This window comes from Nitrospinota bacterium (assembly GCA_027619975.1).
GTDB lineage: Bacteria > Nitrospinota > Nitrospinia > Nitrospinales > VA-1 > JADFGI01.
The window spans coordinates 1-24,024 of record JAQCGX010000040.1; the positions used below are offsets into that span (position 1 = coordinate 1).

Sequence of the window (24,024 nt, forward strand, 5' to 3'; positions counted from 1 at the left end):
GGAATTAAATTCCGCACTTCCGCATAAACTTTAAGGATAGGTCGCCTGTGCTACTGGTTTTCTTAAATTAACAGTAAACTTGAAATTAACATTTTAAGGTCCCAAAAATAGTTTTTCAGCAACCTGTTAGAACTCCGGGAATCCGTTATTGCCGGTGCTTTTTTAAGGGGCAGAACGTGTCAGAAAATCCAATATTTTATAGACGGCGTTAAAATCTCATGTTATTGTATTATAATGGGTTATTTATGAAGTGGCTGATTTTCCCGGCCTTTTTTTTATAGTCATGACCTGATTTCTTCAACAAATTCTCTGGCAGGGGATAGGACATATGTATGAAGTGAAGGAGATTTGTAAAAACGGTGAATCTCTCCCTTTACGGACGGATGGGCATTTACGCGTGGTTTTTCTTGGAACCGGTTCAGCTTTTGCGAAAAGGCGCAGGCAATCTAACATCCTTATTATCCAGGGAGACCATCATGTTCTCATTGACTGTGGGACTCAGGGGCCGTTGGCGCTTTCGGATATCGGGTTGGACGTGTTGAAGGTCAACTGCTACTTGCCGACCCACAGCCATGCCGACCATATCGGGGGGTTGGAGGAAGTTGCCCTCACCAACCGTTACGGGTCACCGGACCCAAAAAATTCCAAGCCGGACATGATTATTCAAAGCGATTACCAGGACAGTCTTTGGAGTAAGAGCCTTGCCGGGGGGATGGAAAACTGCGAATTCAAGCAGGGTCGGCCTCTGCAACTGGCGGATTTTTTTAATATTCTTCGCCCTTCTCCCGCAAATATAGAGGGCAGGAAATATTGGTCGTATCAGCACGGCCCGATTGAAGTCTCGCTCATGAGGACCCGTCATTTTCCGGATTCCGCTTTCAGCGCCGAAGAGTCGCAATGGTGCTGCGGGGTTTTAATCAACCGGCGCGTGTGGATTTCAGGCGATACCATGATTGATCCTGAATACATCAGTCGATTTTCTGAGTTATCGGAAGTCATGTTTCACGATTGTCAGTTGTTTCAGGGCGGTATCCATGCCTCCTATCACGAATTGATGACGATTCCGGCGCCCATCCGCAAAAAAATGTTTTTATATCATTACGGAGACAACTGGGATCGGCCCGAAACCTGGGTGCAGGCAACCGATGGGTTTTCCGGCACCCCCGTCAAGGATGGTTTTCTCGGCTGGACGGAACAGCAAGTGGCGTACGATTTTTTCTGACTATTCGGTAAGCAATCCATTCATTCTAATAAAGTTTTAAAAGATAAAATTTTAAGGAGAACTGCATGAGTCACCAAATAACGCTGAATTCCTGGTTTGGAACCGATCCTCATCTGGCGGCGGACAAAATGGCCAAGGTGTTCAGGATAAGTCTGGAACAGGGAGAAACTATTTTGGAGCAATTGCAGGACGGACGAGCATGGCGATTCTCGCGAAAAATTGCCGACCACCAGGCAGGTCCTGCGGCGGCCTATTTGCAGGGCCTGGGGTTTCAGGTAGATCTTAAATCCCTGAGCAACAGGGATGACGCCCGGATGGATGCGGCTTCCTGGGGCGATGAGGAAACGGACGCCGCCTCGGAAACAGATTCTGGAAACGGCTTGCAGTTTGCCTTTTTGGGCAAAGGAGGGGAGCTGTTCAGTCTATTGGCTTCCAACGGGTTGAAAACGGTGTTCACTCTTGGCATCTATCATTTCTGGGCCAAGACCAAAAAGCGCCATTACATGTGGGCGAACACCACTTTTGCCGGAGACCATTTTTCCTATCACGGAACGGGCAAGGAGTTGTTCCGAGGATTTCTAAAAATTCTCCCAATAATCATAGGGTTCATTGCTCTGATCACGGGGATTCAAATTTATGGCGGCGCCTGGGGGGAAGCTGTCGCTTCGCTGTCTCAGATTCTTGTCATTGCACTCATTCCTCCGTTGATGGTGAGGGCCTGGCGCTATCGGTTGTCACGCACGGCCTGGCGCGGCATTCGTTTTTCGTTTCGCGGCAAGGGCAAGGAAGCCTTAATGATTTACCTGAAAGGAAGTATCTTAACAGCCATCACTCTGGGATTGTACTGGCCCTATTTCAAAATGCAGGCGGAAAATTTCTGGCGTGAAAATTCCTATTTTGGCAATTTGCCGGGCAAGTTCACCGGCAGGGGGAAAGAAATTTTTGGAAAATACGTGCTGGCCATTTTTCTTACGGTAATAACTGCTGGAGTATACTGGATCTGGTTCCATGCTTATTTGAAACGGTATTATTGGGCCAACACCCAATTTGGCGATGCCACTTTCCGATTCACCGCCACTGGTGGTGAATGGTTTATTTTGAATCTGGGCAACTTTTTGCTGCTTGTTTGTACGCTGGGGCTGGGCTATTCATGGATAGCGGTTAGAAACCAGAAGTTTTTTACCGAGCACCTCACTCTGAAGGGGGATATCGATCTGGATTCCGTGATTCAGGAAATGCAACAAAGCGACGCCCTGGGTGAAGAGGCGCTGGATGCGTTCGATGTCCCTGTCGATATCGGGTAATTCGAGCAATCCCTGTTCATGAGCGCCCGGAAACTGCGATTTGCAGGTGTCTATTTTGATGGCCGCAGTCCACGAAAACAGCAAGTGGCTTTAAATTTGTCTCCCAGCCAATTGACGTTAACGCTCCCTGGAGGTCAAGCTCTCAACTGGCAATACACTGACCTGTGTCTCGGTGCATCGGGTGCGAGTGGCAAGCCGCCTTTTCATCTGGAACACACCGTAGCCGAACTCAAAGGCGATCGCTTAGAGACCCTGGTGGTCAATGATCCCGCGTTTCTGAGCAACCTGCGCGATATCACAGCGATTGCCCTGCATCCATCCCTCAGGCCGGCAAGCAGGCTCAAGCGTGTGTTACTGGTTGTGTCCTTTTTTGTTGTACCGTTCTTCCTGTATGGATTATGGACGCTGGGAATTCCGAAGCTCGCTGATGAGTTGGCGATGCAGGTTCCGATCTCCTGGGAGGAAAAACTGGGAGATTCTATCTTGCAAAAACTCCCGCAGGCGCTGGCCCCATCCTCATGGCCGGAACAGGAAAAAGCGTTGAACGCTATTGCCGCGCGTTTATTATCTGCCTCCCCGAATCAGCCTTATAATATCCGTATTCATATTTCTCCGCACAAAATGGCCAATGCCGTTGCCTTCCCAGGTGGTCCTATTATCGTGTTTCAGGGGTTGTTGAATTTGGCAGAGACCCCGGAAGAGCTGGCGGGAGTTCTGGCCCATGAAATTCAGCATGTGGTGCTCCGTCACTCCACACGGGGCATCCTGCGCAGCATGGCGGCAAGTATTCTGCTGACCTTGATCACAGGCGATGTGAACGGTAGCATGAGTGCTGTTTTGGAGATGGCAAGTGGGTTGGACGGGTTGGCCCACAACCGCGAAATGGAGAGGCAAGCGGATGCTAAGGGAATGGATAGCATCCTGGCGGCTGGCATCGACTCTGCGGGGATGATTCGTATGTTTGAAAAACTGCAAGCATTAGAGCCTTCATTAATTTCTGAAAAGAAAACTGAAGACCCGGATGATGGCTCCGCTTCATGGACAGAATACCTGTCCACCCATCCTGCCGGAGAGGGCCGCGTCAGCGAAATGAAAAAGCAGGTTGCAATGGCGGGTAAAAAATCATATACCCCTCTTTTATCCGGTCTTAATTGGAAGGCACTCATGAACAAGAAAGTGAATCCGAAAGAGAACGGGGAAAACCCATCCATGCGGCAAACTTTTTATTAGAGGAAATATGATCGTTGTTACGGGAGGCGCAGGGTTCATCGGCAGTGCGATCGTGCATGAGCTCAATCAACGCGGAATGTCAGAAATTGTTATTGTCGATGACGTCGAGCACCCGGAGCAGGAAAAAAACTTGGGAGCGCTAAAGTTCATCGAGCTTAAAAGCAAGGCTGACTTTCTCAATACGATCCGAACAGGTTCCCTCACACCACAGGCAGATGCGATCATTCACATGGGGGCCTGTTCCTCCACTACGGAAACCAATCAGGAATTTCTGCGCACCAACAATTTTGAATACACACGGCATCTGGCCGAATTTTCTCTGCAAAAAGATATCCGCTTCATCTATGCCTCCAGCGCCGCGACCTATGGCGATGGCGCTCACGGCTATCGGGACGATGAATCGCAATTGACGCCGCTTTGTCCACTGAACCTTTATGGCGACAGCAAACAGCAGTTCGACCTGTGGGCGCGGGATACGGGAGCGTTTGATAAAATCGTCGGCCTGAAATATTTCAATGTGTACGGCCCCAACGAATACCACAAGGGCGACATGCAGAGTCTGGTGCGCAAAGGGTATTATCAGATTCAGGAAACCGGCAAGATGCGATTGTTCAAATCTTATAAACCCGAATACGAGGATGGCGGGCAGGAGCGGGATTTTATTTATATTGCAGACGCTGTAGCGATGACCCTGTTTTTTCTCGACCATCCAAAAATCGGCGGGCTGTTCAATGTCGGCTCCGGAAAGGCTCGTAACTGGAACGCCCTGGCGCATGCCCTCTTTTCAGCGATGGGAAAAAAACCGAACATCGAATACATCGAGATGCCTGCCTCCATCCGCGATCAATATCAATACCACACGCAAGCCGAAATGGGCAAAATTAGAAAAGCGGGTTACGAGGCTCCGAGCACTTCTCTGGAAGACGGAATCAAAGACTACGTTCAGAACTACCTGTTGTCGGGGAAACGGCTGGGGGAGTGACATAGTATTGAATAGTTATGGGATTCTCTGTCAGGGCGGTTGTTTGGAAAATATGACTGTTGGGCCAAATTGAGCTATTGGCGGGAGACGTTGATCTAATGCTCACATCCATGTTTCGCGAAGTGGCCGCAAAATGTAGGAAACTTATCTCAATCCAGTCTGTGATTTTCGAGGATTTGCTCGACGGTGCTGGTGGTGGAGAGGCCCTTGACGATGGGGATGAGTTCGACCCGGGCGCCATAACCTTCGACGATTTCCCGGCCCACCACTTCATCCATTGCGTAGTCGTTGCCCTTGACCAGAATGTCCGGGCGGATTTCGCTGATCAGGTTCGCCGGGGTGCTTTCGTTGAAGATTGTGATGTAGTCGACATAGCGCAATGCCGAAAGGATGTTGGCGCGTTCCTGTTGGGTTTTGATGGGCCGCCCGTCGCCTTTGATCCCGCGCACGGATTGATCGCTGTTGAGGCCGACCACCAAAATATCGCCCAGGGCTTTGGCTTTTTGCAGAAACTCGATGTGGCCGCCGTGGATCAAGTCGAAACAGCCGTTGGTGAACACCACGGATTTGCCGGTGCTCTTGGCGAGGCTGACGAGTTTTTTGAGTTCCTCCAGTTCCAGCACGGTGTGCGAGGTACGAAACATTTCCTCCTGTAAGAATTCATTGATTTCGTTCAGCGTCACGACCGCCGTTCCCACTTTGCCGACCACGATGCTGGCGGCCATATTGGACAGCCAGGCCGCCTCCTGAAAACTGAACCCGACGAACACGGCCATGCCAAAAACGCTGACCACGGTGTCACCGGCGCCAGTGACGTCGTACACTTCCTTGGCCACCGTGGGGATCGCCACAGGTTTTTCTTTGTTTTTGTACAGGATCATGCCGTCCTTGCCGCGAGTGACGAGCAGGGCTTCCGCCCGTGTCAGGGATAAAAGGTATTCGGCGGCGCGTTCCAGATCTTCTTTACCGTTGATTTTAATGGGAACCGAGCGTTCGACTTCCTTTTCGTTGGGAGTGAGGACGGTGGCTCCTTTATAAAGGGAAAAGTCGGAGCTTTTGGGGTCGACGATAACGCTTTTCTGAACGTTCTGGGCGCGGTGCATCAGATTTTTGATGACCTTTTCAGTCAGCACCCCTTTCTGATAATCGGAACAAATGACACCGTCTATCTCCGGCAAAATCTGGTTGGTGAAATTGATAATTTTATTTTCAGTTTCCTCGGTGATGGGGCGGTTGTCTTCTTTGTCGATGCGCAGGATCTGCTGGTTGTGCGCGATGATCCGCATTTTGGAGGTGGTGGGGCGGTGTACGAACCGGAAGATACCCTCGGTGCGGATGCCGCGTTCGCGGATAAGATCCAAAAGGCGATCGCCTTTTTCATCCTGACCCAGAGCGCCGACAAGATAGACCTCGCATCCCAGGGCCGCAAGGTTGTTGGCGACATTGGCGGCGCCTCCCAGGGAAAGGTTCTCGGACTTGGTTTCTAAAATGGGAACCGGCGCTTCGGGGGAGATGCGTGTCACGCCTCCCCAGAGGTATTCGTCCAGAATGAGGTCCCCAATGACCAGGACCCTGGGCCTTTTTGTGTTGTCGAAGAAATTTTTGAATTTGGCTTTCATCTAAAACTCGTCTTCGATGATTTCACAGATAATGTGACCGATGGTGATGTGGACTTCTTGAATGCGAGCGGTATCATCCGAGGGAACGACGATGGCCAGGCGCACCTGGTTTTTTGCCTGTCCGCCTTCATTGCCCAATAGGGCAATGGTGACGACCCCGAGTTCGTTAGCGACTTTGAAAGCCCGGAGGACATTTTCGGAGTTGCCGCTGGTACTGAAGCCAAGGAGGACATCGCCCTTTCGCGCAATGGCCTCGACCTGCCGCGAGAAAATAGTCTCGAACCCGTAATCGTTGCCAAGCGCGGTCAGGGAGGATGTGTCCACCGTAAGCGCAAGGGCTGGAATGGCGGCTCTTTCTTTTTTGAATCGGCCCACCAGTTCTGCGGCGATGTGCTGGGCGTCCGCCGCACTGCCGCCGTTGCCAATGAGTAACAGTTTTCCGCCGTTTTTCAGACTTTCCTGTATCAGCCGCGTGGCTTCAAGGATTTTTTCCGACAGGGTTTCCGCCACCTGGTATTTCAAGTCGGCGCTGGCATTGAGAAAATTTTTTATTCGTTCCATATCGAGAAGATGAGAGTCGTTTTTATTCATGGCCTGAAACCGTCAGGGTTTCATAACAAGCCTTCATCAGAAAAACTAAAATATTTATTATCCCCGATGATGATGTGATCCACCATCCGGATGCCCACGATTTGCCCGGTCTTGCTGAGACGATGGGTGATTTCCATGTCCTGCTGGCTGGGCGATGGGTCCCCGCTTGGGTGATTGTGGACCAGAGCGAAGGAAGCCGCAGACTCCCTGATGGCGGGAATCATGACTTCCCGCGGGTGAACGATACTGGCATTCAAACTGCCCTCGGAAATGGTCAGGTCCTTGATCATAACTAATTTTGGATTCAAAAGAACGACTTTTACGATTTCTTTTTTAAGATGTTGCAGGAATGGCGCGTAGTATTCCACGAAACACCGACTGGTATCCATTTTTTCTTTTTTATCGGTCTTTTGCGAGGACATTCGTTTGCCTACTTCCAGGGCCGCTTTTATTTGCGCGGCCTTGGCGATGCCGATGCCTTTGACCTTGCACAGCTCCATTACCGAAGCCTGGTCCATTTGGCGAAAATTGCTAAACACATTTAACAGATCACGGCTGAGATCGACAGCATTTTTTCGGGTCGACCGGTCCCCGGAGCCGATCAGGATCCCCAAAAGATGGGCGTCAGAAAGTTTGTCTTCACCATATTTAATCAGCCTTTCCCTGGGGCGTTCGTCTTCGGGCCAATCTTTTATCGAGCAATCGCTGTTGTTGGCCATAAGACCTTATCTGACTCAGGATGACTTAACTTTGGCCTTGAAGTATTCCAGGGTAGTGCTTAAACCGTCATCCAATCCCACCTGCGGTTCCCAGTTCAGGATTTTCTTTGCCAGCGTGATATCGGGCTGACGGACTTTCGGATCGTCTACGGGAAGCGAAGTGTAAAGGATTTTACTCTTGCTTTGCGTGGCTTGCAAAATTTTCTCCGCCATTTCCTTGATGGTCATTTCCCTGGGGTTGCCAATGTTCACCGGATCGTTCATGTCAGACATCACCAGTCGATAAATTCCTTCGATGAGATCCGAAACATAGCAGAAACTCCGGGTTTGACTGCCGTCTCCATAAACGGTGATGTCTTCGCCCTTCAATGCCTGATAGATGAAGTTGGGTATGGCCCGGCCATCCTGAAGCCGCATACGGGGACCGTAGGTGTTGAATATTCTGACGATCTTGGTGTCGAGGCCGTGGGCACGGTGATAGGCCATGGTCATCGCTTCAGAGAACCGTTTGGCTTCATCGTAAACCCCCCGCGGACCGACAGGGTTGACGTTTCCCCAATAATTTTCCTTTTGCGGATGGATCAGGGGATCACCATACACTTCCGATGTGGAAGCGATGAGGTAGACGGCCCGTTTGGCTTCGGCCAACCCCAAGGTATTGTGAGTTCCGAGCGAACCCACTTTGAGCGTCGGAATGGGGTGTATCAGATAATCTATGGGGCTGGCTGGCGATGCAAAATTGAGAACAAAATCCAGCGGACCATCGATCTTGATGTGCTGAGTCACATTGTGTTTGATAAAAGTGAATTTGTCATTTTTGATGTGGGCGATGTTTTGCAAAGATCCGGTGATCAGGTTATCCATACAGATCACTTCATGGCCCTTGTTCAACAGAAAATCACAAAAATGTGATCCCAGAAAACCAGCTCCTCCTGCAATCAAAGTTCTAGGCATTGGTTCCTCATTTAATTTGTGTTGGGTATACAGGGGGGCAAACTGGTTTCAAACTTTTCCCCTTTGATAATTTTATTTCCGGCCAGGAAACTTTTAGCGGACATCCTCTTTTTTCCTTCCGGTTGCAGCTCGGTGATGATGAGCCGTCCCTTGCCGGTTCCAACCTCAATCCCGTGGTCGGTGATGCGAGCCACTTCACCGGGACGATCCGCAGGCTCTCCCGCTGTGGTTTCGACGGCGCACAGGCGGAGCCGTTTGGAATTAAAATACGTGAATGCTCCTGGCCAGGGTTCCAGCCCCCGGACCTGATTGCGCAGACTCACGGCATCCTTTTCCCAATGAATCAGTCCGTCTTCTTTTTTAAGTTTGGGGGCGAGTGAGGCCTGACTGGAATCCTGGACGATAGGGGTCAAGGAATTATTTTCGGCTCGCCTGAGAGTTTCGAGAACAAGCGCCGCGCCGGCTGCGGCCAGTTTGTCGTGCAGGGTTTGGGCGTTGTCCGCATCCGCGATCGGGATTTTTGCGATAATAAGGATGTCGCCGGTGTCCATGCCTGCATCCATCTTCATGGTGGTGACGCCACTTTCTTTCTCGCCGTTGATGATGGCCCAGTTGATGGGGGCCGCTCCACGGTATTTGGGAAGCAAAGACGAGTGTAGATTCATGCAAAACAAGCGGGGAATTTCGAGAACTTGCATTCGCAAGATCTGACCGTAAGCCACAACGACGATCACATCGGGCTGTAAATCGCTGAGGGTTGCGACGAATTCGGCGGCGCTGGCTTTTTCAGGCTGGAGAACGTCGATGCCGGATTGTAGGGCAAAGGTTTTTACCGGCGAGGCCGTCAGCTCCTGGCCTCGGCCTTTGGGGCGATCGGGCTGAGTGACGACCGCGAGAATTTGATGCTCGGAGGCGACCAGAACTTTTAGCGTAGCAAGAGCGAATTTAGGGGTTCCCATAAAGACGATTTTCATGCTTTCAGCTCTTTCTGCTTCTTTTTAAATTTTCGTTTGAGCGAATCCCGTTTGAACTTTCCCAGATTGTCCCAGAACAAGGACCCGTTGAGATGGTCCATTTCGTGTTGAAAGGCGCGCGCTATAAACCCTTCCGCCTCATAGCGGACTTCGTTGCCGTTGAGGTCGATGCCTTTGAGTTCTACCTTCAGGGCTCTTTTGACCTCGGCATACACTTCGGGGATGCTCAGACAGCCTTCCTCGCTGATTTCTTCACCTTCCATCGCCGTGATGACCGGGTTGATCACGGTGATCAGGTCGTGCTCTCCCTTTTCGATGCCCATGTCCACCACGAACAGGTTGTAGGGAAGACCCACCTGATTGGCTGCCAGACCGGCTCCACGGGCGTCCAAAGTAGTTTCAAACATATTCTTAGACAAAGTCACAATGGAATCGTCAATATTTTCAATGGGTTCCCCTTTTTTTCGCAAAACGGGGTCCAGCCAGTTTTTGATGGTTAAAATGGGCACAGGCAGTCTCTTTTTACAAAACAAAGTGGTAACTGGTTCATTTTTTTAATTATATATGAAGTTTAAACCATCGGTCAAAATTTGTCATGGCAAACCCGCTACGGGAGAGGGAACTCGGGGTTGACGCTTGTGATATCCCTTTCCGTTGCTTTCATGCCCCTGTAATATCCCCTTCCATCCCCCAGGCCGGTCAGGAAGTGTATTCGGCGTTGATGCGGACATAATCATAAGACAAATCGCAGGTGTAGACCTCTGCGGACTCGTTGCCGTTGTTAAGGTCGATAGCAATGAGGATCGTTTTTTTTTGCATTTTTTTACGCAACGATTCCATGGAGGCTTCTTTGGTGGGGGTGTCGTTTTCGAACAGAGTGGCCCCGTTCAAGCGGATCACGATGCGGTCCGGTTGAATGGGAACGCCGGCGTAGCCGATGGCGCAAATAATACGTCCCCAATTGGGGTCTTCCCCGAAAAGTGCGGTTTTAACCAATGAAGAGGTGGCGACCGAGGAAGCTATTTTTTTTGCGTGATTTTTGGTTTTTGCGCCGCTGACGCGAACGGTCACAAATTTGGTGGCTCCCTCGCCGTCCTTGACGATCTGGATCGCAAGGTTTTTGCTCACCTCCGTCAGTGCCGCAACAAACTCGGTGTATTCTTTGGAGCCCATGCGAATTGATGGGTTTCCCGCCTGTCCGTTGGCCATCACGATGAAGGTATCGTTGGTGCTGGTGTCCCCGTCAACGGTGATGCTGTTGAATGAAGCCTCGTTTGCCTCCAAAAGCGCCTGATGCAGGGTGTCCTTGTCAATGGCGGCGTTGGTAGCCACAAACCCCAACATGGTGGCCATGTTGGGGTGGATCATGCCGGACCCCTTGGCGAAGCCGCCGATGACGATTTCATGTTTTCCCAGGGTGAAACTGAGGGACGCGGTTTTGGGCGTGAGATCCGTGGTCATGATCGCTTCTGCGGCGTTTTCCCAGCCTTTTGCGGAGCATTTAGCAACCAGCTCAGGCACGCCACCGGTCAACTTGTTTGGCGGCAAGGGAACACCGATCACGCCGGTTGCCGCGATCAGGATTTCATCTATGGAGATCGACAGTTCTTCGGCGAGACGGTTGATAAGGGCTTTGCTGTCTTTCATTCCCTGCGCGCCGATACAGGCGTTGGCATTGCCGCTGTTGACCACGATGGCCCGAATCGTTTCGGCTTTTTTTAATGTCCGTCGGCTCAAAATGACGCTGGAGGCCTGCACGCGATTTTTGGTGAAGACTCCAGCGGCTACCGCAGGCGTATCGCAAAGGATGAGGGCCAGATCTTTTTTGCCGTTGGCTTTGAGACCACAGGCGATTCCTGAGGCTCTAAATCCCGGAACCTGGAAATTTAGTTTCGTTGAAATATTCATAAACTTAGCTATTTGCCAGGGGTAACGAGCAAAAACTTTTTGCTCCGTGTTTACTGTTTACCTGCAGAAAAATGGGACCCTTTGGGTCCAGCGTCACGCTGGTTATGGAAAAATGCCGGGGGAGTCGAGGGCGGTTTTTTCGTCGATTCCCAGCATGATGTTCATATTTTGAATGGCCTGCCCGGAGGCGCCTTTCACCAGATTGTCGATGGCGCTGGTGAGGACGATGCGCCGGGCGCGCTTATCGATTTGCAGCCCGATGTCGCAGTAATTTGAGGACACGACGTAATGCGTGTTGGCGAAAGTCCCCAGATTTAAAATGCGGACAAACGGTTCATCTTTATAAAATTCCAGGTAATGATTTCTCAGTGCTTCGAGTTCCATGTCGGACGTCAGGTTAATATATACAGTGCTCAGCATTCCCCGGGTCATGGGCATCAAATGCGGCGAAAAGGAGATGGTGATGTCCTGGCCCGCTAATGCGGAAATTTCCTGCTCGATTTCCGGGGTGTGGCGATGCGTTCCCAGACCGTAAGCGGAAACCGCTTCGTTGCATTCGGAAAACTGGGTGCGGAGCGATGGCTTTCTTCCCGCCCCTGAAACACCGGACTTGCAATCGGCGATGATCGACTGGAAGTCCACCCAGTCGGTTGTGAGTAACGGCGCCAGCGCCAGAATAACGCTGGTCGGGTAACAGCCAGGGTTGGCTATCAGCCGGGCGGACCGAATGGCCTCACGATGCAGTTCCGGCAGGCCATAAACTGACTCAGCCAAGGTTTCCACTTGTTCGTGAGCCACGTCATACCAGGTCTCAAATATTTCGGCGGATTTCAAACGAAAGTCGGCGCTGAGGTCGATGACTCGACAGTTTCCTGTTAGAAAATCAGGAACCCGGTTCATGGCTGTGGTGTGCGGCAAGGCCAGGAATAAAAAGTCGCACTCGCTGGCGATGGAAGGGCTGAGGCTGGCAAATACCAGCTCTGAAAATCCGCTGAAGGATGGAAAAACATCCGCGATTTTCTGGCCCTGATAGGTTTCGGAGGTGACGGCGGTTATTTCGACTTCAGGATGTCGGGTCAGCAACCGGACCAGTTCCAGCCCCGTGTACCCGCTTGCGCCTGCAATACCGACTTTGACCATAATACTGTTGAATCCCACAAGGGGGTTTTATTGCCCGCAACGCGGGGAGGAAATTCTGTACGGAAGAGGGGGCCGCTAGCCATAAACTCACCTCACGGCAGTACCAGATCCCGCATATGCGGGCGCACGGCAAGATTTGCTTCAGCCCCCCGGCTGGTTGGAGCCAGCGGTCACTCTGGACGAGGGATTTACAGGGGGGCGCGGACCGGACTTCTGATTTATCGTTTGGAGAACTGGTACTTTTTACGAGCTCCGGGCTGGCCGTATTTTTTCCGCTCAACTTCTCTTGCATCCCGGGTGAGAAATCCCGCTCTTTTCAAAGGAGTGCGAAGTTCAGGGTTCAATATGATTAAAGCCCGAGCGATACCTAAGCGCAGAGCGCCGGACTGGCCGGATAGACCGCCTCCAAGGACGGTGGCTTTTACATCATAGGATGACAGGGTTTGGGTCAGCACCAACGGCAGTTGGGCATTGGTTTGCAGACTGTCCCGACGGAAATATTCTTCCAAGGTGCGGTTGTTAATGGAGATCTTTCCATCACCAAGATGCAGCCAAACTTTGGCGATGGATTCTTTTCGTTTTCCTGTTGCGTAATATCGGACTTCACTGCTTTCCATCAATCAACTCCTTAAAGTATCTTTATCGCTAAATTTATCGTTTGAATCCGGTTTTTTGTCAAACGGTTACGGTATCGGGGATTTGCCCAACGTGCGGGTGTTGCTCGTTATCATAAACCCTGAAATTTGCATGCAGGGTGCGTCCCAGCCTGTTCTTCGGCAACATGCCAACGATGGCTTTTTCGAGCAGACTTGAGGGTCTTTTATTCCGAATTTCCTTTGCGGTTGCGGACTTGATTCCACCCGGATATCCGGTATGGTGGTAATAAATTTTATCGTCCCACTTTTTCCCGGTCAAACGGACCTTGGCGGCGTTGATAATAATCACATTATCGCCGGTATCCACGTGCGGGGTGAAAATCGGTTTGGTTTTTCCACGGATAATCGACGCGGCTTTAGAGGCGACGCGGCCCAGAGATTGGTCGGTGGCATCAATAAGCACCCATTTTTTTATAACGTCGCTCTTTTTGGCAGAGTAAGTCTTCATGTTGATTCAGTCTTTCTATTGCAATTTCAGCGTTGGGATAACAAACCGTTGATTCTAGGAAATTCTTTTCCCCCTGTCAATGAAATTATAGGCGGAATGCTAAAAAACACGCTTCATTGGGCTGGCAGGGGGTGGTAATATGGAAATTTTAAAGGATGCTTCGTAAAATGCAACCTTGCGCTTGCAAAAGCCTCGAAACATCAATTTTTAAAGGTTCCTGTTTGAAGTATCTTTTTTGCCCCAATTGAGATAATTTATCCGACCTGGAATATAATGGGCATCTCTCAGGTTGCTGAAAAAGTCCCAAACACGAGGGTTTCCACTGTTGTCATGCTGAGCTTGTCGAAGTATGACCTTGATAATAAGGGCTGTTTTCACCCCTGCGGGGCATGAAGGCAATTGTCGAATATCACAAGCTCAGTGTGACAGTTTCGGCTAGCAAAAATAGTTTTTCAGCAACCTGCTATAAATGGTTCTGGGCCATGAGCGGACTTTATGAAATAAGGGCTCGCGAGTTGCCCCAACATAGAATATTGAATTATTGAGAGAGATCCTAAAAGTACCCTTTTCCCCATAATACCCATGAATGATACGAGTAAATTAAAACGGGGTTCCCTGCAATCCAAGGCTCAGAAACCTAAAACGCAGAAACCCAAATTAAAACGAGGAAACCCTCCTTCCGACTTGGAGCAAGGGATTGAAAATTCCAGGAACTACCTCCTGTCCCGTCAGGATGCGGATGGGGTCTGGGTGGACGAACTGGAATCGAATGCCACCATCACGGCGGAACTGATTTTCTTCATGCACATGACCGGCCGGGTGGACGCCGAAAAGCAGGAGAAACTCGTCAGTTATCTGCTTGGGAAGCAGCGGGAAGACGGTAGCTGGACGCTTTATTACGGCGGCCCCTGCGACATCAACTCAACGGTGGAGTGCTATATGGCGTTGAAGATGGCGGGATATTCTTCCGACCATCCGGCGCTTGTGAAGGCAAGAGAGGCGATTTTTGCCAATGGCGGGATCAAAGCGACGCGGGTCTTCACCAAAATTTTTCTGGCGATGTTCGGGCAGATTTCCTGGGACGTGCCTCCCGCGATTCCGGTAGAAGTGGTGCTTTTCCCTGATGGATTCTGGTTCAATATCTACGAAATTTCCAGCTGGTCGCGGGGGACGGTGGTTCCGCTGTCGGTGGTGTGTGCGCATAAGCCGGTGCATAAACTGGAGCCGGGCCGGGATGTGCAGGAACTCTTCACGGAAAATGACCGTGACCTGGCGTTTCATCCTGACGGCCATTTATTTTCTTCCTGGAGAAACTTTTTTATCCATCTGGACGGTTTTTTCAAAATCATCGGCAAATCGCCCTGGAAACCGTTGCGCCGGTCAGCCTTGAAAAAAGCGGAAGCCTGGGTTTTGTCCCATCAGGAGGATGAGGGCGATTTTGGCGGCATTCAGCCGGCCATGCTCAATTCCCTGCTGGCACTGCATTTTATGGGATACCCGCACGATCATCCGGCGATTGTCAAGGGCATGGAGGCGGTGGACCGCTTCCTCATCGACTGCGGCGACACCATCTCATTGCAGGCCTGTGTTTCTCCGCTGTGGGATACGTCCATCGCATGCAATGCGCTTCTGGATTCCGGGTTGCCGGCGGATCACCCGGCGCTGGTGAAGGCGGGCGAGTGGATGGTCAAAAAACAGGTGGTCAAACCGGGGGACTGGACGGTGAAGAACCCGCATGTAGAGCCCGGGGGCTGGGCGTTTGAGTTTTTCAACGAGCTTTACCCGGACACCGACGACACCGCAGAAATTTTAATTGCCCTGGACCGGATTGCTATTCCCGATCACCGCTGGAAATTGAAAGAGACCGGGCGGGCATTGACCTGGTTATTGAGTATGCAGAGCAAAAACGGCGGCTGGGCCGCTTTCGATCAAGATAATGACAAAGAGATTCTCAATGAGGTTCCGTTTGCGGATCATAAAGCCCTCCTCGATCCACCCACGGTGGATGTCAGCAGCCGTATTCTGTGGTGTCTGGGAAAACTAGGTTTTAAAAGAGATCACCCTGGCGTCCAGAGGGCGCTTGCGTTTGTAAAATTGCGTCAGGAACCGGACGGTTGTTGGTGGGGCCGTTGGGGAGTGAATTATATTTATGGGACGTTTCTGGCGTTGAACGGGCTCAAACACATTGGTGAGGACATGAGTCAACCCTTCATCGGCAAGGCGGTGCACTGGCTTGCGGCGCATCAAAATGAAGATGGGGGCTGGGGCGAAACCTGCGAGAGCTATGCAAACCCTGAGTTGCGGGGGCAGGGAGTGAGCACCGCTTCGCAAACGGCCTGGGCCATTTTAGGGTTGGTCGCCGCTAACGAAGCTTCAAATCCTGTGGTCAAAAATGGCGTTGATTTCTTGCTGAAAAGGCAAAATGCGGAAGGCACCTGGTGGGAGGATGAATTCACCGGGACGGGGTTTCCCGTACACTTCTTTATCAAATACCATATGTACCAGCATTTTTTCCCCTTGATGGCGTTATCCCGCTATCGCAATGCGATTGATGAGGGAAAAACAGCTGGTACTCAATAATGTCTCAGTAATTCGACGGCAAACTTGGTGCGGGTCAGATATTCCGTGGCGGAGGCGATGACCTCCCCGCTGGCAACATCGATCAGGGTGACGTGGACATCGAGATTGGTTCCGAGGTCGGTCAGCTTGCCGGTCAGGATGGCCTGCGCATTTAAAGCGTCACCCAGTCGTTGCAATTCCGGTTTGGTGTAGGAGTAGGCAGGCGGGAGGTTGAGTTGGGCCAGCACATCATCGACTTCGCCTTTCTGGGTCACGCGAAACACACGGTCTTTGGCGATGGCTTCGATGACCCGGCTGGAAATATATTCCCCGAGGATGGGCGCCTTTTTCTCGGCGTTGACGGGATCGATCACCGCCACCCGGTTGACTTCATATTCGAACGCATCCTTTGAAAGCTTCTTGACGATTTTTTCCGCTTTTCCCTTGTAGTAACTGGAATCCGACTGCGTTCGGAACCATTGAGACCAGGTCTCCGAGGGGGCCATCTTGACCTCACAGGCGGTGACAAAGGTCATGAGGGTGAGGAGGTAAAAAAGATTTTTAGCTTTCATAGGTTTTTAAATCCCACCAGTGGGTTTTATTCCCCGTAGCTTGCTACGGCTTTTAAATGAAAATCCTTGTCGGAGCCCCCGTCCGCTTGCGGCGGAGTCGTTGATTCCCAGTTATTTTAATCATCTATCGTCATTTTGACGGTTTTACTAAAGGCAGTTGCTCGATAATTCTGCAAAGCTCTGTGAAAATCAATTTTCGCCACCTCGAACCCGGTTTTTGAAAACTCTTTTTTTCAGGGGACGGTAGAATTTATGAAAAATCCTTGAAAATCATGTATAAATAGGGGTTATACACTTTAAAAAACTTTTCCAAAGGGTCGATATGTTCAGGATTGTTTGTTTAGTAGGGGTGTGGCTGTTGGCGGGCCTGTTGATTTTACCGGCATGCGCTGAAAAAGTTGATGAAGAACCTGTGGTCAAACTTCCGCCCAGGGAGCATACCTGGGTGCGCAAGGAAACGGTGAGAAAATCCAAGGATGCTTTCTTTGCCAAACAAGATGTCGCCCAGCCGGACATTCCCATCAATGAGGCATTGATGAAACGTTTGAGTCAGCCCGTCCCTTTGAAGGGCAAGGCTTCGGTGACGGATAGAGAATCCTGTTTGGCTGTGCTTCGGCCTTTGAATCAAAAAAGAACTGAAATTCAAAAGGCGGGCGGAGTGTGGCATGCCTTTGAACGGTCTGACGAGGTGCGCGCATTTTCTGACAATGGGATGCAGATGGACAGCACCATGAACAAACTGATTTCTTCCCTGCGTCATCTCTGCAGAACCGCCAAGGGCCTTCCTAAGGATAAAATTACCCGAGTGATTTCGCAGGAGGTGGAAGAACAAGGCAAGGAAGCCGTTGCGCAAAAATTTAAAGAACTGGGAGAAGTAAAAGAGGATGTCACCCGTTGGCTGGAGCACACGGAATACTGGGAAAAAAATGAAAAACGCAATCTGGATTATAAATTGATTGAAGGATTGATAGTTCAGGTAAAACCGATGGTGGATCTTTATGAGGAACTGACAACGCGGCAGGTGGATGCAGCCACCTGGCAAGCGTTCCTTTCTGATGCAGTGACTCTTCTGCAAGCGATGAAAACGCTTTCCACCACAGATGAATACCTTGTGCTGGCGCTCGATGAAGATAAAGACGCGCCTTATGTAAACCTCGAAGGGGATATGTGATCTGCGGGACGCAACACAACCCTGATGAAGGTTTAATTCAGGGTTGCAACCGAGGGTCGTTTTGCCGGGGGCCGCTTTTTGGAACTTTTCGAGGTGGCTTTTGGGGTGGTGGTTTTTTTGCCAGTTTTATGCTTTTTTTCAAAGACCAGCGGTAGCACTTCGTCGATGTTTCCGACCGGGTGGAAGGTCAGGTCTTTGCGAACATTCTCAGGGATATCCTGCAGGTCCTTTTCGTTGTCTTTGGGAATAATGATGTCCTTGACCAGGGCCCGGTGAGCGGCGAGGACTTTTTCCTTCAATCCGCCGATGGCCAGAACTTTTCCCGTCAGTGTCAACTCTCCGGTCAAGGTCACATCGTGTCGTACCGGCTTTTGGGTCAAGGCTGAAATCAGAGCCACCGCCATAGCGACTCCGGCCGACGGCCCATCTTTAGGAACCGCGCCTTCGGGAATATGGATATGAATATCCATTTTCTGATAAAAGTTTTTAGCAAGACCCAGTTTGCTCGCTCGTGACCGCACATACGTCATGGCTGCCTGTGCGGATTCTTTCATGACCTCTCCCAACTTCCCGGTGGGTACCAACTTCCCGGTTCCTGGAATGGCAGTGACTTCTATGGAGAGAAGTTCTCCGCCGAATTCCGTCCACGCCATCCCGGTGGCCACGCCGATGTCCAGGGGCTGAAGGGTTTCCTGCGGCTGGAATTTTGGGATTCCCAGGTATTTTTCTACTTGCGAGGGAATCAGCTTTAAAGAGAAAGTTTTTCCGGTTTTGACCACGTCTTTGACCACTTTTCGACAGATCGTCGCGATCTCCCGTTCCAGATTACGGACACCGGCTTCGCGGGTGTATTCGCGGATGATTTTTTCGAGCACACCTTTGCCGAATTGAAGATTCTGTTTTACCAGGCCATGCTCCTGCATTTTCTTAGAGAGCAGAAAGTTTTCCGCAATATTTACCTTTTCCTGATCGGTGTATCCCGGCAGGCGCACAACCTCCATGCGGTCGAGCAGGGGTTGCGGAATAGTGTGCAGTACATTGGCCGTGCAAAGAAACAGAACCTGGGAAAGATCGTAATCAACTTCCAGGTAATGGTCATTGAAGTTCGCGTTTTGTTCCGGGTCCAGGACTTCCAATAGAGCAGATGCTGGATCGCCGCGAGAATCGCTGGTCATTTTATCGACTTCATCCAGCATGAGAACGGGATTGACCACGCCGGCTTTTTTCATCCCCTGAACAATTTTCCCCGGCAACGCACCGATGTACGTGCGTCGGTGGCCGCGAATTTCGGCTTCGTCTCTGATACCTCCGAGAGAAATGCGGACAAACTTTCGACCCATGGCGCGGGCGATGGATTTGCCGAGTGAGGTTTTGCCCACACCAGGAGGTCCTGCAAGACAGATGATGGGTCCTTTGATCTTTTTGACCAGTTTGAGGACCGCCAGATGCTCTGTGATCCGTTCTTTTACTTTTTCCAGACCGTAATGGTCTTCATCGAGAACCTTCTGGGCATTATCGATATCAATTTTTTCAGCGGCATCGGGTTTTTTCCAGGGAAGCTCCACCAGCCATTCGATATAGGTCCGGGATACGGTCGCTTCGGCGGACATGGGTTGCATGAGTTCCAAACGCCTGAGTTCCTTCATGGCCTTCTCATTGACTTCTTTCGGCATTTTGGCTTTTTTGACTTTATGGGTCAGCTCGTCGATATCCGACTTGAACTCATCGCGCTTGCCAAGTTCTTTCTGAATGGCCTTGATTTGTTCGTTCAGATAAAACTCTTTCTGACTGCGTTCCATCTGTTTGCGAACCCGCCCATGCACCCGTTTTTCTATTTTTAAAACTTCCATCTCGGATTTGAGGGTTGCCATCAGCTTGTTCAAACGGTCGATGGGGTGATAGGTTTCCAACAGATCCTGTTTGTCCGTGGTTTGAAAAACCATGTAAGCGGCGACGGTGTCGGCGAACCGATGCGGCTCGCTGATGTTGGCGGTTGCGGAAACGGCTTCCAAAGGAATTTTCTGGTTCAGTTTGACATACTGCTCGAAAATGGTGCCAACGCCGCGCATGAGCGCTTTGATGTCCGGGGTGACCTGGGTGTTTTCATGAATTTTGACGACTTCCACCTGGTAGAAATCCGGATTTTCGATGAAGGAATTGATATGTCCTCGTTGGATTCCTTCTACGAGCACCTTCATGGTTCCATCGGTCAACTTCAGGATTTGCAGGATATTGGCCAGTGTCCCGGTTTCGTAAATTTCGCCGGGAGTGGGGTCGTTGTTGGAAGGATTGCGTTGGGCCGACAAAAAGATGTGCTTTTGTTCGGCCATGGATTTTTCCAGCGCCCGGACGGATTTTTCCCGTCCAACGAACAAAGGAATGACCATGAATGGAAAGACAACAATGTCCCGTAAGGGAAGCAGGGGGAGTACCAAATTTTCTGTGGTCATTAGCTTGCTTGTTTCTGGTTTTGATAGACGAGGAGAGGTTGTTCTTTATTCAGAACCACTTCTTCGCTGATAACCACTTCTTCAATATTTTCGCTTCCGGGAATTTCGAACATGATATCGAGCATGGTTTCTTCCAAAACCGCTCGCAGGCCACGGGCTCCAGACTTGCGACTGATCGCCTTTTTTGCAACCGCACGAATGGCGCCATCGGTAAATTTCAATTTGACATTTTCAAACTCAAACAGCTTTTTATACTGCTTGGCGAGGGCATTTTTGGGTCCTGTCAATACCTCCATCAGAGCTTCTTCGTCCAGCTCCTTCAGAGTCGCCATCACGGAAAATCTTCCCACAAACTCGGGGATCAGGCCGTATTTAAGCAGGTCTTCGGGTTGCACCTTTTCCAGAATGGCCTCATCGTCTTTTTGCTTTTTGGTAACGATCTCCTGACCGAAGCCCATGGATTTTTTGCCGGTGCGGGCGCGGATGATGGGGCCAAGCCCGACAAATGCGCCACCGCAAATGAACAGGATATTGGTGGTGTTGACCTGTAAAAACTCCTGATGCGGGTGTTTGCGCCCGCCCTGCGGAGGGACACTGGCAGTGGTCCCTTCTATAATTTTGAGCAGAGCCTGCTGGACGCCTTCCCCGGAAACGTCACGGGTGATAGAAGGATTCTCCGATTTGCGGGAAATCTTATCGACTTCATCAATGTAAATAATGCCGCGTTCGGCTTTTTCAACGTCGTAATCGGCGGCTTGCAGGAGCTTGAGGATGATGTTCTCGACATCCTCGCCCACATAACCGGCTTCGGTTAAAGTGGTGGCGTCGACAATGGTGAAAGGGACGTCCAGAATCCGGGCCAGGGTTTGCGCCATCAGGGTTTTCCCGGAACCCGTCGGCCCCATGAGGAGCACATTGCTCTTTTGCAATTCAACGTCATCTAAATCTACAGAAGAATCCACACGCTTGAAATGGTTGTGGACGGCGACGGACAGGATTTTTTTGCAACGCTCCTGGCCGACGATATATTGGTCCAGATGTTTGTAGATTTCCTTGGGTTTCAGGAGGTGCTGAAAATCTTCACTTTTCTCCTGCGCCCATTCTTCCACCATGATTTCATTGCATAACTCAATGCATTCATCGCAGATGTAAACCGTGGGGCCGGCGATCAGCTTTTTGACCTCTTCCTGGCTTTTGCCGCAAAAGGAACACCTGTAGTTGCCCGTCGTTGCGTTTTTCTTGGCCATTAAATCCTCATGTGGGTGTTTTAAGAAGGAGTGCTGCCCTTTCCCTCTGGGTTTATTTGTCGTCTTTTTCTTTTTTCTTTGCTCTGGAACTTTCCAGGGCTTTATCGAGATCTTTAGATTCTTCCCGCTTGGAGATCACGTTATCTATCAGACCATAGGTTTTTGCTTCCTCTGCGGTCATGAAATGGTCTCTATCGGTATCTTTGTGAACCTTGCTGACATCCTGCCCGGAATGGCCGGCCATGATCCCGTCCAAAATCTCCCGAACCTTGGAAATTTCCTTGGCCTGGATTTCGATGTCCGAATGCTGGCCCTGAAACCCGCCACTGGGCTGATGAATCATGATCCTGGCATGTGGAAGGGCAAAGCGTTTTCCCTTGGCGCCTGCACAAAGCAATAAAGCTCCCATGCTTGCGGCCTGGCCCATGCAGATGGTTTGTACATCGGGTTTGATGTATTGCATGGTGTCGTAGATTCCAAGTCCTGCGCTGACCGAGCCGCCGGGGCTGTTGATGTATATAAAAATATCCTGTTCCGGTTCATCGGATTCCAGGAAAAGTAATTGGGCAATGGCCAGATTGGCAACGTGATCATCAATAGCGGTTCCCAGGAAAATAATCCGGTCTTTTAACAGGCGCGAATAGATATCGTAAGATCGCTCTCCCCGGCTTGTTTGTTCGACGACAATGGGCACCAGCTGATTATAAATTTCACTCATAGTTGGCTCTTTTTCTCTTTAAAGGGGATTAACGGAAACGCCGGGATAGAAAGCGTGTAAGTCATTAAGATATAGATAGATAAGGTTAACCAGCCTACACGTTAATTATCAGCAATTAAATCTTTCCTGTCAACCATTTCTTCATGAACTTTTACCTGGCCCAGAGCCGCTTCCAGGGTCTTTTCCTTGCGCATGCGGTTGTGGAGTTTGGCCAGAACGCCTGATTTTTCCCATTCTTTTTTCATTTTTTCGATGTCTCCACCGCCCAGTATCTTCATGAAATTATTGATCTCTGCGTCCAATTCATCCTGGGAGACTTCAACCTTCAGGGTGACGGCCAGTTTGTCGGTCACCAGTTCCTGTTGCAGGATTTTGAGAGCGGGTTCGCGGTATTTTTCCTGGTCTTCGGGAGACACCTGAGAGCCTTTTTTATCTTCATGATCGTGGTCATGGTCGTGGTCATGGTCATGGTCATGGGTTTTTCCAGGGTTTTTCTTCTTGTCCACATCAGCGGCCATAAAACGGATTTGTTCCTGGATCAGGCTTTCGGGAAGATTGATAGAATGCCGTTCGGTGATTTTTTCCGCCAGCTGTTTCTGCATTTTTTTTCTGGCCTGGTTTTTTTCATGGGTTTCCAGATCCTCACGAATTTTGGCTTTCATGATCGCCAGACTTTCGTATCTCCTGTAGGGGTCCACCGTTTGGGCAAAATCGTCGTCCAACTCCGGAAGTTCTTTCACCTGGATGCCCTTGAGAGTGATGGAAAAATCCACTTTTTTCCCGGCGATGTCTTTGTTGAAATAATCCTCAGGGATCAGCACCTTAGCCTCTTTGGTTTCATTCAAAGCCAGTCCATAAAGATTATTTTCCAGGTCTTCGATGAGCTGTTTGGTTCCCAGTTGGATGACGTAATCCTTGGCCTCGCCACCTTCAAACGGTTTGCCATCCATGGAGCCTGTGAAATCGATCTTGACGTAATCGTCTTTTTGCGAAACCCGATCAGTCACCTGGATACTTTTAGCCTTGTTACTCCGGTAACCTTCGATCACCTGATCGATTTCGTCGTCCGTCACTTTGGCGACTTTCACGTTTAACTCGATGTCCGTATAGTCCGCAAGTTCAAACTCCGGCAAAACCTCTACAGAAGCGGAGACATTGATATCAGTGCCTTCTTCGGCGTGGACTTCAAGGAGATTGGGTTGGCTCACCGCTCGCAAGCCTTTTTCCTGGATGGCCGCCATCACATGGTCGCTGATGAGCTGGGTGAGAACTTCCTGTTTGACCTGCGGGCCGAATTGTTTTTCCAACAGCGACTGCGGCACTTTGCCCTTGCGGAATCCGGGGACTTTGACATCCCGGCTGAGGGTTTTGTAGTAATTTGTTATTTTTACCTGATATTCCTTGAGCGGAATATCAAATTTGATTTTTTTGTTGCAGGAATCTATGTCTTCGATTTCGATAGTCATTTATTTAGCCAAAGGGTTTTAAATTTTTAATGGGCATCTCTAAAAATTAGTTTTCACAGAAAATAGACTCGTGTGCAAAATTTACTTAAATCAG

Annotated in this window: 21 protein-coding genes; 6 read left to right on the plus strand and 15 right to left on the minus strand. The window is 50.3% G+C overall.

The annotated features are described in order from the left end of the window. Positions 1 to 328: 328 nt before the first annotated feature. The 4 genes from O3C58_12435 to rfaD all read left to right on the plus strand — a co-directional run bounded on the left by O3C58_12435 (position 329) and on the right by rfaD (position 4,738). Positions 329 to 1,222: an MBL fold metallo-hydrolase gene (locus O3C58_12435; GenBank protein ID MDA0692658.1), complete on the plus strand. Its 894-nt coding sequence runs from the start codon at positions 329 to 331 to the stop codon at positions 1,220 to 1,222. A 65-nt stretch (positions 1,223 to 1,287) separates the two neighbouring features. Continuing rightward, positions 1,288 to 2,526 (plus strand): YjgN family protein, encoded by a 1,239-nt coding sequence (locus O3C58_12440; protein MDA0692659.1) that lies wholly within the window; start codon positions 1,288 to 1,290, stop codon positions 2,524 to 2,526. A gap of 18 nt (positions 2,527 to 2,544) precedes the next feature. Continuing rightward, positions 2,545 to 3,756, plus strand: coding sequence for a M48 family metallopeptidase (locus O3C58_12445; protein ID MDA0692660.1), 1,212 nt, complete (start codon positions 2,545 to 2,547; stop codon positions 3,754 to 3,756). A 7-nt stretch (positions 3,757 to 3,763) separates the two neighbouring features. Next, positions 3,764 to 4,738: an ADP-glyceromanno-heptose 6-epimerase gene (rfaD, locus tag O3C58_12450; protein MDA0692661.1), complete on the plus strand. Its 975-nt coding sequence runs from the start codon at positions 3,764 to 3,766 to the stop codon at positions 4,736 to 4,738. Between the two features lie 149 nt (positions 4,739 to 4,887). Here the strand turns inward: rfaD and rfaE1 are convergent, their stop codons facing one another. The 10 genes from rfaE1 to rplM all read right to left on the minus strand — a co-directional run bounded on the left by rfaE1 (position 4,888) and on the right by rplM (position 13,747). Beyond that, the gene (gene rfaE1, locus O3C58_12455; protein ID MDA0692662.1) at positions 4,888 to 6,357 is read right to left on the minus strand and encodes a D-glycero-beta-D-manno-heptose-7-phosphate kinase; all 1,470 of its coding nucleotides are present in this window, start codon (positions 6,355 to 6,357) and stop codon (positions 4,888 to 4,890) included. Further along, positions 6,358 to 6,918 (minus strand): D-sedoheptulose 7-phosphate isomerase, encoded by a 561-nt coding sequence (gene gmhA, locus O3C58_12460; GenBank protein MDA0692663.1) that lies wholly within the window; start codon positions 6,916 to 6,918, stop codon positions 6,358 to 6,360. Positions 6,919 to 6,968: 50 nt separating this feature from the next. After that, on the minus strand, positions 6,969 to 7,667 hold the full coding sequence (radC, locus tag O3C58_12465) for a DNA repair protein RadC (protein MDA0692664.1): 699 nt from the start codon (positions 7,665 to 7,667) through the stop codon (positions 6,969 to 6,971). 15 nt (positions 7,668 to 7,682) lie between these two features. Next, entirely contained in the window at positions 7,683 to 8,621 is a 939-nt protein-coding gene (locus tag O3C58_12470) for an SDR family oxidoreductase (GenBank protein ID MDA0692665.1), read from the minus strand. A gap of 11 nt (positions 8,622 to 8,632) precedes the next feature. After that, positions 8,633 to 9,595 carry a methionyl-tRNA formyltransferase gene (fmt, locus tag O3C58_12475; GenBank protein MDA0692666.1) on the minus strand — a complete coding sequence of 321 codons (963 nt, stop codon included), beginning with the start codon at positions 9,593 to 9,595 and terminating at the stop codon, positions 8,633 to 8,635. Next, positions 9,592 to 10,104 (minus strand): peptide deformylase, encoded by a 513-nt coding sequence (def, locus tag O3C58_12480; GenBank protein ID MDA0692667.1) that lies wholly within the window; start codon positions 10,102 to 10,104, stop codon positions 9,592 to 9,594. Before def ends, fmt begins: the two co-directional genes overlap by 4 nt. Before the next feature lie 190 nt (positions 10,105 to 10,294). Then, positions 10,295 to 11,503 carry a bifunctional glutamate N-acetyltransferase/amino-acid acetyltransferase ArgJ gene (argJ, locus tag O3C58_12485; protein MDA0692668.1) on the minus strand — a complete coding sequence of 403 codons (1,209 nt, stop codon included), beginning with the start codon at positions 11,501 to 11,503 and terminating at the stop codon, positions 10,295 to 10,297. Between the two features lie 102 nt (positions 11,504 to 11,605). Further along, a complete protein-coding gene (gene argC, locus O3C58_12490; GenBank protein ID MDA0692669.1) occupies positions 11,606 to 12,643 on the minus strand; it encodes an N-acetyl-gamma-glutamyl-phosphate reductase in 1,038 nt (345 codons plus the stop codon). A gap of 218 nt (positions 12,644 to 12,861) precedes the next feature. Further along, on the minus strand, positions 12,862 to 13,260 hold the full coding sequence (gene rpsI / locus O3C58_12495; GenBank protein MDA0692670.1) for a 30S ribosomal protein S9: 399 nt from the start codon (positions 13,258 to 13,260) through the stop codon (positions 12,862 to 12,864). 58 nt (positions 13,261 to 13,318) lie between these two features. Continuing rightward, positions 13,319 to 13,747 (minus strand): 50S ribosomal protein L13, encoded by a 429-nt coding sequence (gene rplM / locus O3C58_12500; GenBank protein MDA0692671.1) that lies wholly within the window; start codon positions 13,745 to 13,747, stop codon positions 13,319 to 13,321. A 582-nt stretch (positions 13,748 to 14,329) separates the two neighbouring features. Here rplM and shc point away from each other — a divergent pair. Further along, positions 14,330 to 16,327, plus strand: coding sequence for a squalene--hopene cyclase (gene shc / locus O3C58_12505; GenBank protein MDA0692672.1), 1,998 nt, complete (start codon positions 14,330 to 14,332; stop codon positions 16,325 to 16,327). Here the strand turns inward: shc and O3C58_12510 are convergent. Then, positions 16,321 to 16,878 carry a FlgO family outer membrane protein gene (locus O3C58_12510; protein ID MDA0692673.1) on the minus strand — a complete coding sequence of 186 codons (558 nt, stop codon included), beginning with the start codon at positions 16,876 to 16,878 and terminating at the stop codon, positions 16,321 to 16,323. The two genes, shc and O3C58_12510, sit on opposite strands and share 7 nt — an antisense overlap. A gap of 322 nt (positions 16,879 to 17,200) precedes the next feature. Here O3C58_12510 and O3C58_12515 point away from each other — a divergent pair, with 322 nt between their 5' ends. Beyond that, a complete protein-coding gene (locus O3C58_12515; protein ID MDA0692674.1) occupies positions 17,201 to 18,049 on the plus strand; it encodes a hypothetical protein in 849 nt (282 codons plus the stop codon). Positions 18,050 to 18,081: 32 nt separating this feature from the next. On the opposite strand, the gene lon is transcribed toward O3C58_12515, so the two are convergent. From lon to tig, 4 genes are all read right to left on the minus strand, one after another. Further along, the gene (gene lon / locus O3C58_12520; protein MDA0692675.1) at positions 18,082 to 20,499 is read right to left on the minus strand and encodes an endopeptidase La; all 2,418 of its coding nucleotides are present in this window, start codon (positions 20,497 to 20,499) and stop codon (positions 18,082 to 18,084) included. Further along, positions 20,499 to 21,746, minus strand: coding sequence for an ATP-dependent Clp protease ATP-binding subunit ClpX (gene clpX / locus O3C58_12525; protein MDA0692676.1), 1,248 nt, complete (start codon positions 21,744 to 21,746; stop codon positions 20,499 to 20,501). The genes lon and clpX overlap by 1 nt, the downstream gene beginning before the upstream one ends. A gap of 52 nt (positions 21,747 to 21,798) precedes the next feature. Then, positions 21,799 to 22,464 (minus strand): ATP-dependent Clp endopeptidase proteolytic subunit ClpP, encoded by a 666-nt coding sequence (gene clpP, locus O3C58_12530; protein MDA0692677.1) that lies wholly within the window; start codon positions 22,462 to 22,464, stop codon positions 21,799 to 21,801. Between the two features lie 101 nt (positions 22,465 to 22,565). Beyond that, complete coding sequence (tig, locus tag O3C58_12535) at positions 22,566 to 23,930, minus strand: trigger factor (protein ID MDA0692678.1); 1,365 nt, start codon at positions 23,928 to 23,930, stop codon at positions 22,566 to 22,568. Positions 23,931 to 24,024 lie beyond the last annotated feature (94 nt).

Bases quoted from the DNA above. Each gene is read 5' to 3' on its own strand.
- O3C58_12435 (MDA0692658.1), top strand. From the start codon at position 329: ATGTATGAAGTGAAGGAGATTTGTAAAAACGGTGAATCTCTCCCTTTA.
- O3C58_12440 (MDA0692659.1), top strand. From the start codon at position 1,288: ATGAGTCACCAAATAACGCTGAATTCCTGGTTTGGAACCGATCCTCAT.
- O3C58_12445 (MDA0692660.1), top strand. From the start codon at position 2,545: ATGAGCGCCCGGAAACTGCGATTTGCAGGTGTCTATTTTGATGGCCGC.
- rfaD (MDA0692661.1), top strand. From the start codon at position 3,764: ATGATCGTTGTTACGGGAGGCGCAGGGTTCATCGGCAGTGCGATCGTG.
- rfaE1 (MDA0692662.1), bottom strand. From the start codon at position 6,357: ATGAAAGCCAAATTCAAAAATTTCTTCGACAACACAAAAAGGCCCAGG.
- gmhA (MDA0692663.1), bottom strand. From the start codon at position 6,918: ATGGAACGAATAAAAAATTTTCTCAATGCCAGCGCCGACTTGAAATAC.
- radC (MDA0692664.1), bottom strand. From the start codon at position 7,667: ATGGCCAACAACAGCGATTGCTCGATAAAAGATTGGCCCGAAGACGAA.
- O3C58_12470 (MDA0692665.1), bottom strand. From the start codon at position 8,621: ATGCCTAGAACTTTGATTGCAGGAGGAGCTGGTTTTCTGGGATCACAT.
- fmt (MDA0692666.1), bottom strand. From the start codon at position 9,595: ATGAAAATCGTCTTTATGGGAACCCCTAAATTCGCTCTTGCTACGCTA.
- argJ (MDA0692668.1), bottom strand. From the start codon at position 11,503: ATGAATATTTCAACGAAACTAAATTTCCAGGTTCCGGGATTTAGAGCC.
- argC (MDA0692669.1), bottom strand. From the start codon at position 12,643: ATGGTCAAAGTCGGTATTGCAGGCGCAAGCGGGTACACGGGGCTGGAA.
- rpsI (MDA0692670.1), bottom strand. From the start codon at position 13,260: ATGGAAAGCAGTGAAGTCCGATATTACGCAACAGGAAAACGAAAAGAA.
- rplM (MDA0692671.1), bottom strand. From the start codon at position 13,747: ATGAAGACTTACTCTGCCAAAAAGAGCGACGTTATAAAAAAATGGGTG.
- shc (MDA0692672.1), top strand. From the start codon at position 14,330: ATGAATGATACGAGTAAATTAAAACGGGGTTCCCTGCAATCCAAGGCT.
- O3C58_12510 (MDA0692673.1), bottom strand. From the start codon at position 16,878: ATGAAAGCTAAAAATCTTTTTTACCTCCTCACCCTCATGACCTTTGTC.
- O3C58_12515 (MDA0692674.1), top strand. From the start codon at position 17,201: ATGTTCAGGATTGTTTGTTTAGTAGGGGTGTGGCTGTTGGCGGGCCTG.
- lon (MDA0692675.1), bottom strand. From the start codon at position 20,499: ATGACCACAGAAAATTTGGTACTCCCCCTGCTTCCCTTACGGGACATT.
- clpX (MDA0692676.1), bottom strand. From the start codon at position 21,746: ATGGCCAAGAAAAACGCAACGACGGGCAACTACAGGTGTTCCTTTTGC.
- clpP (MDA0692677.1), bottom strand. From the start codon at position 22,464: ATGAGTGAAATTTATAATCAGCTGGTGCCCATTGTCGTCGAACAAACA.
- tig (MDA0692678.1), bottom strand. From the start codon at position 23,930: ATGACTATCGAAATCGAAGACATAGATTCCTGCAACAAAAAAATCAAA.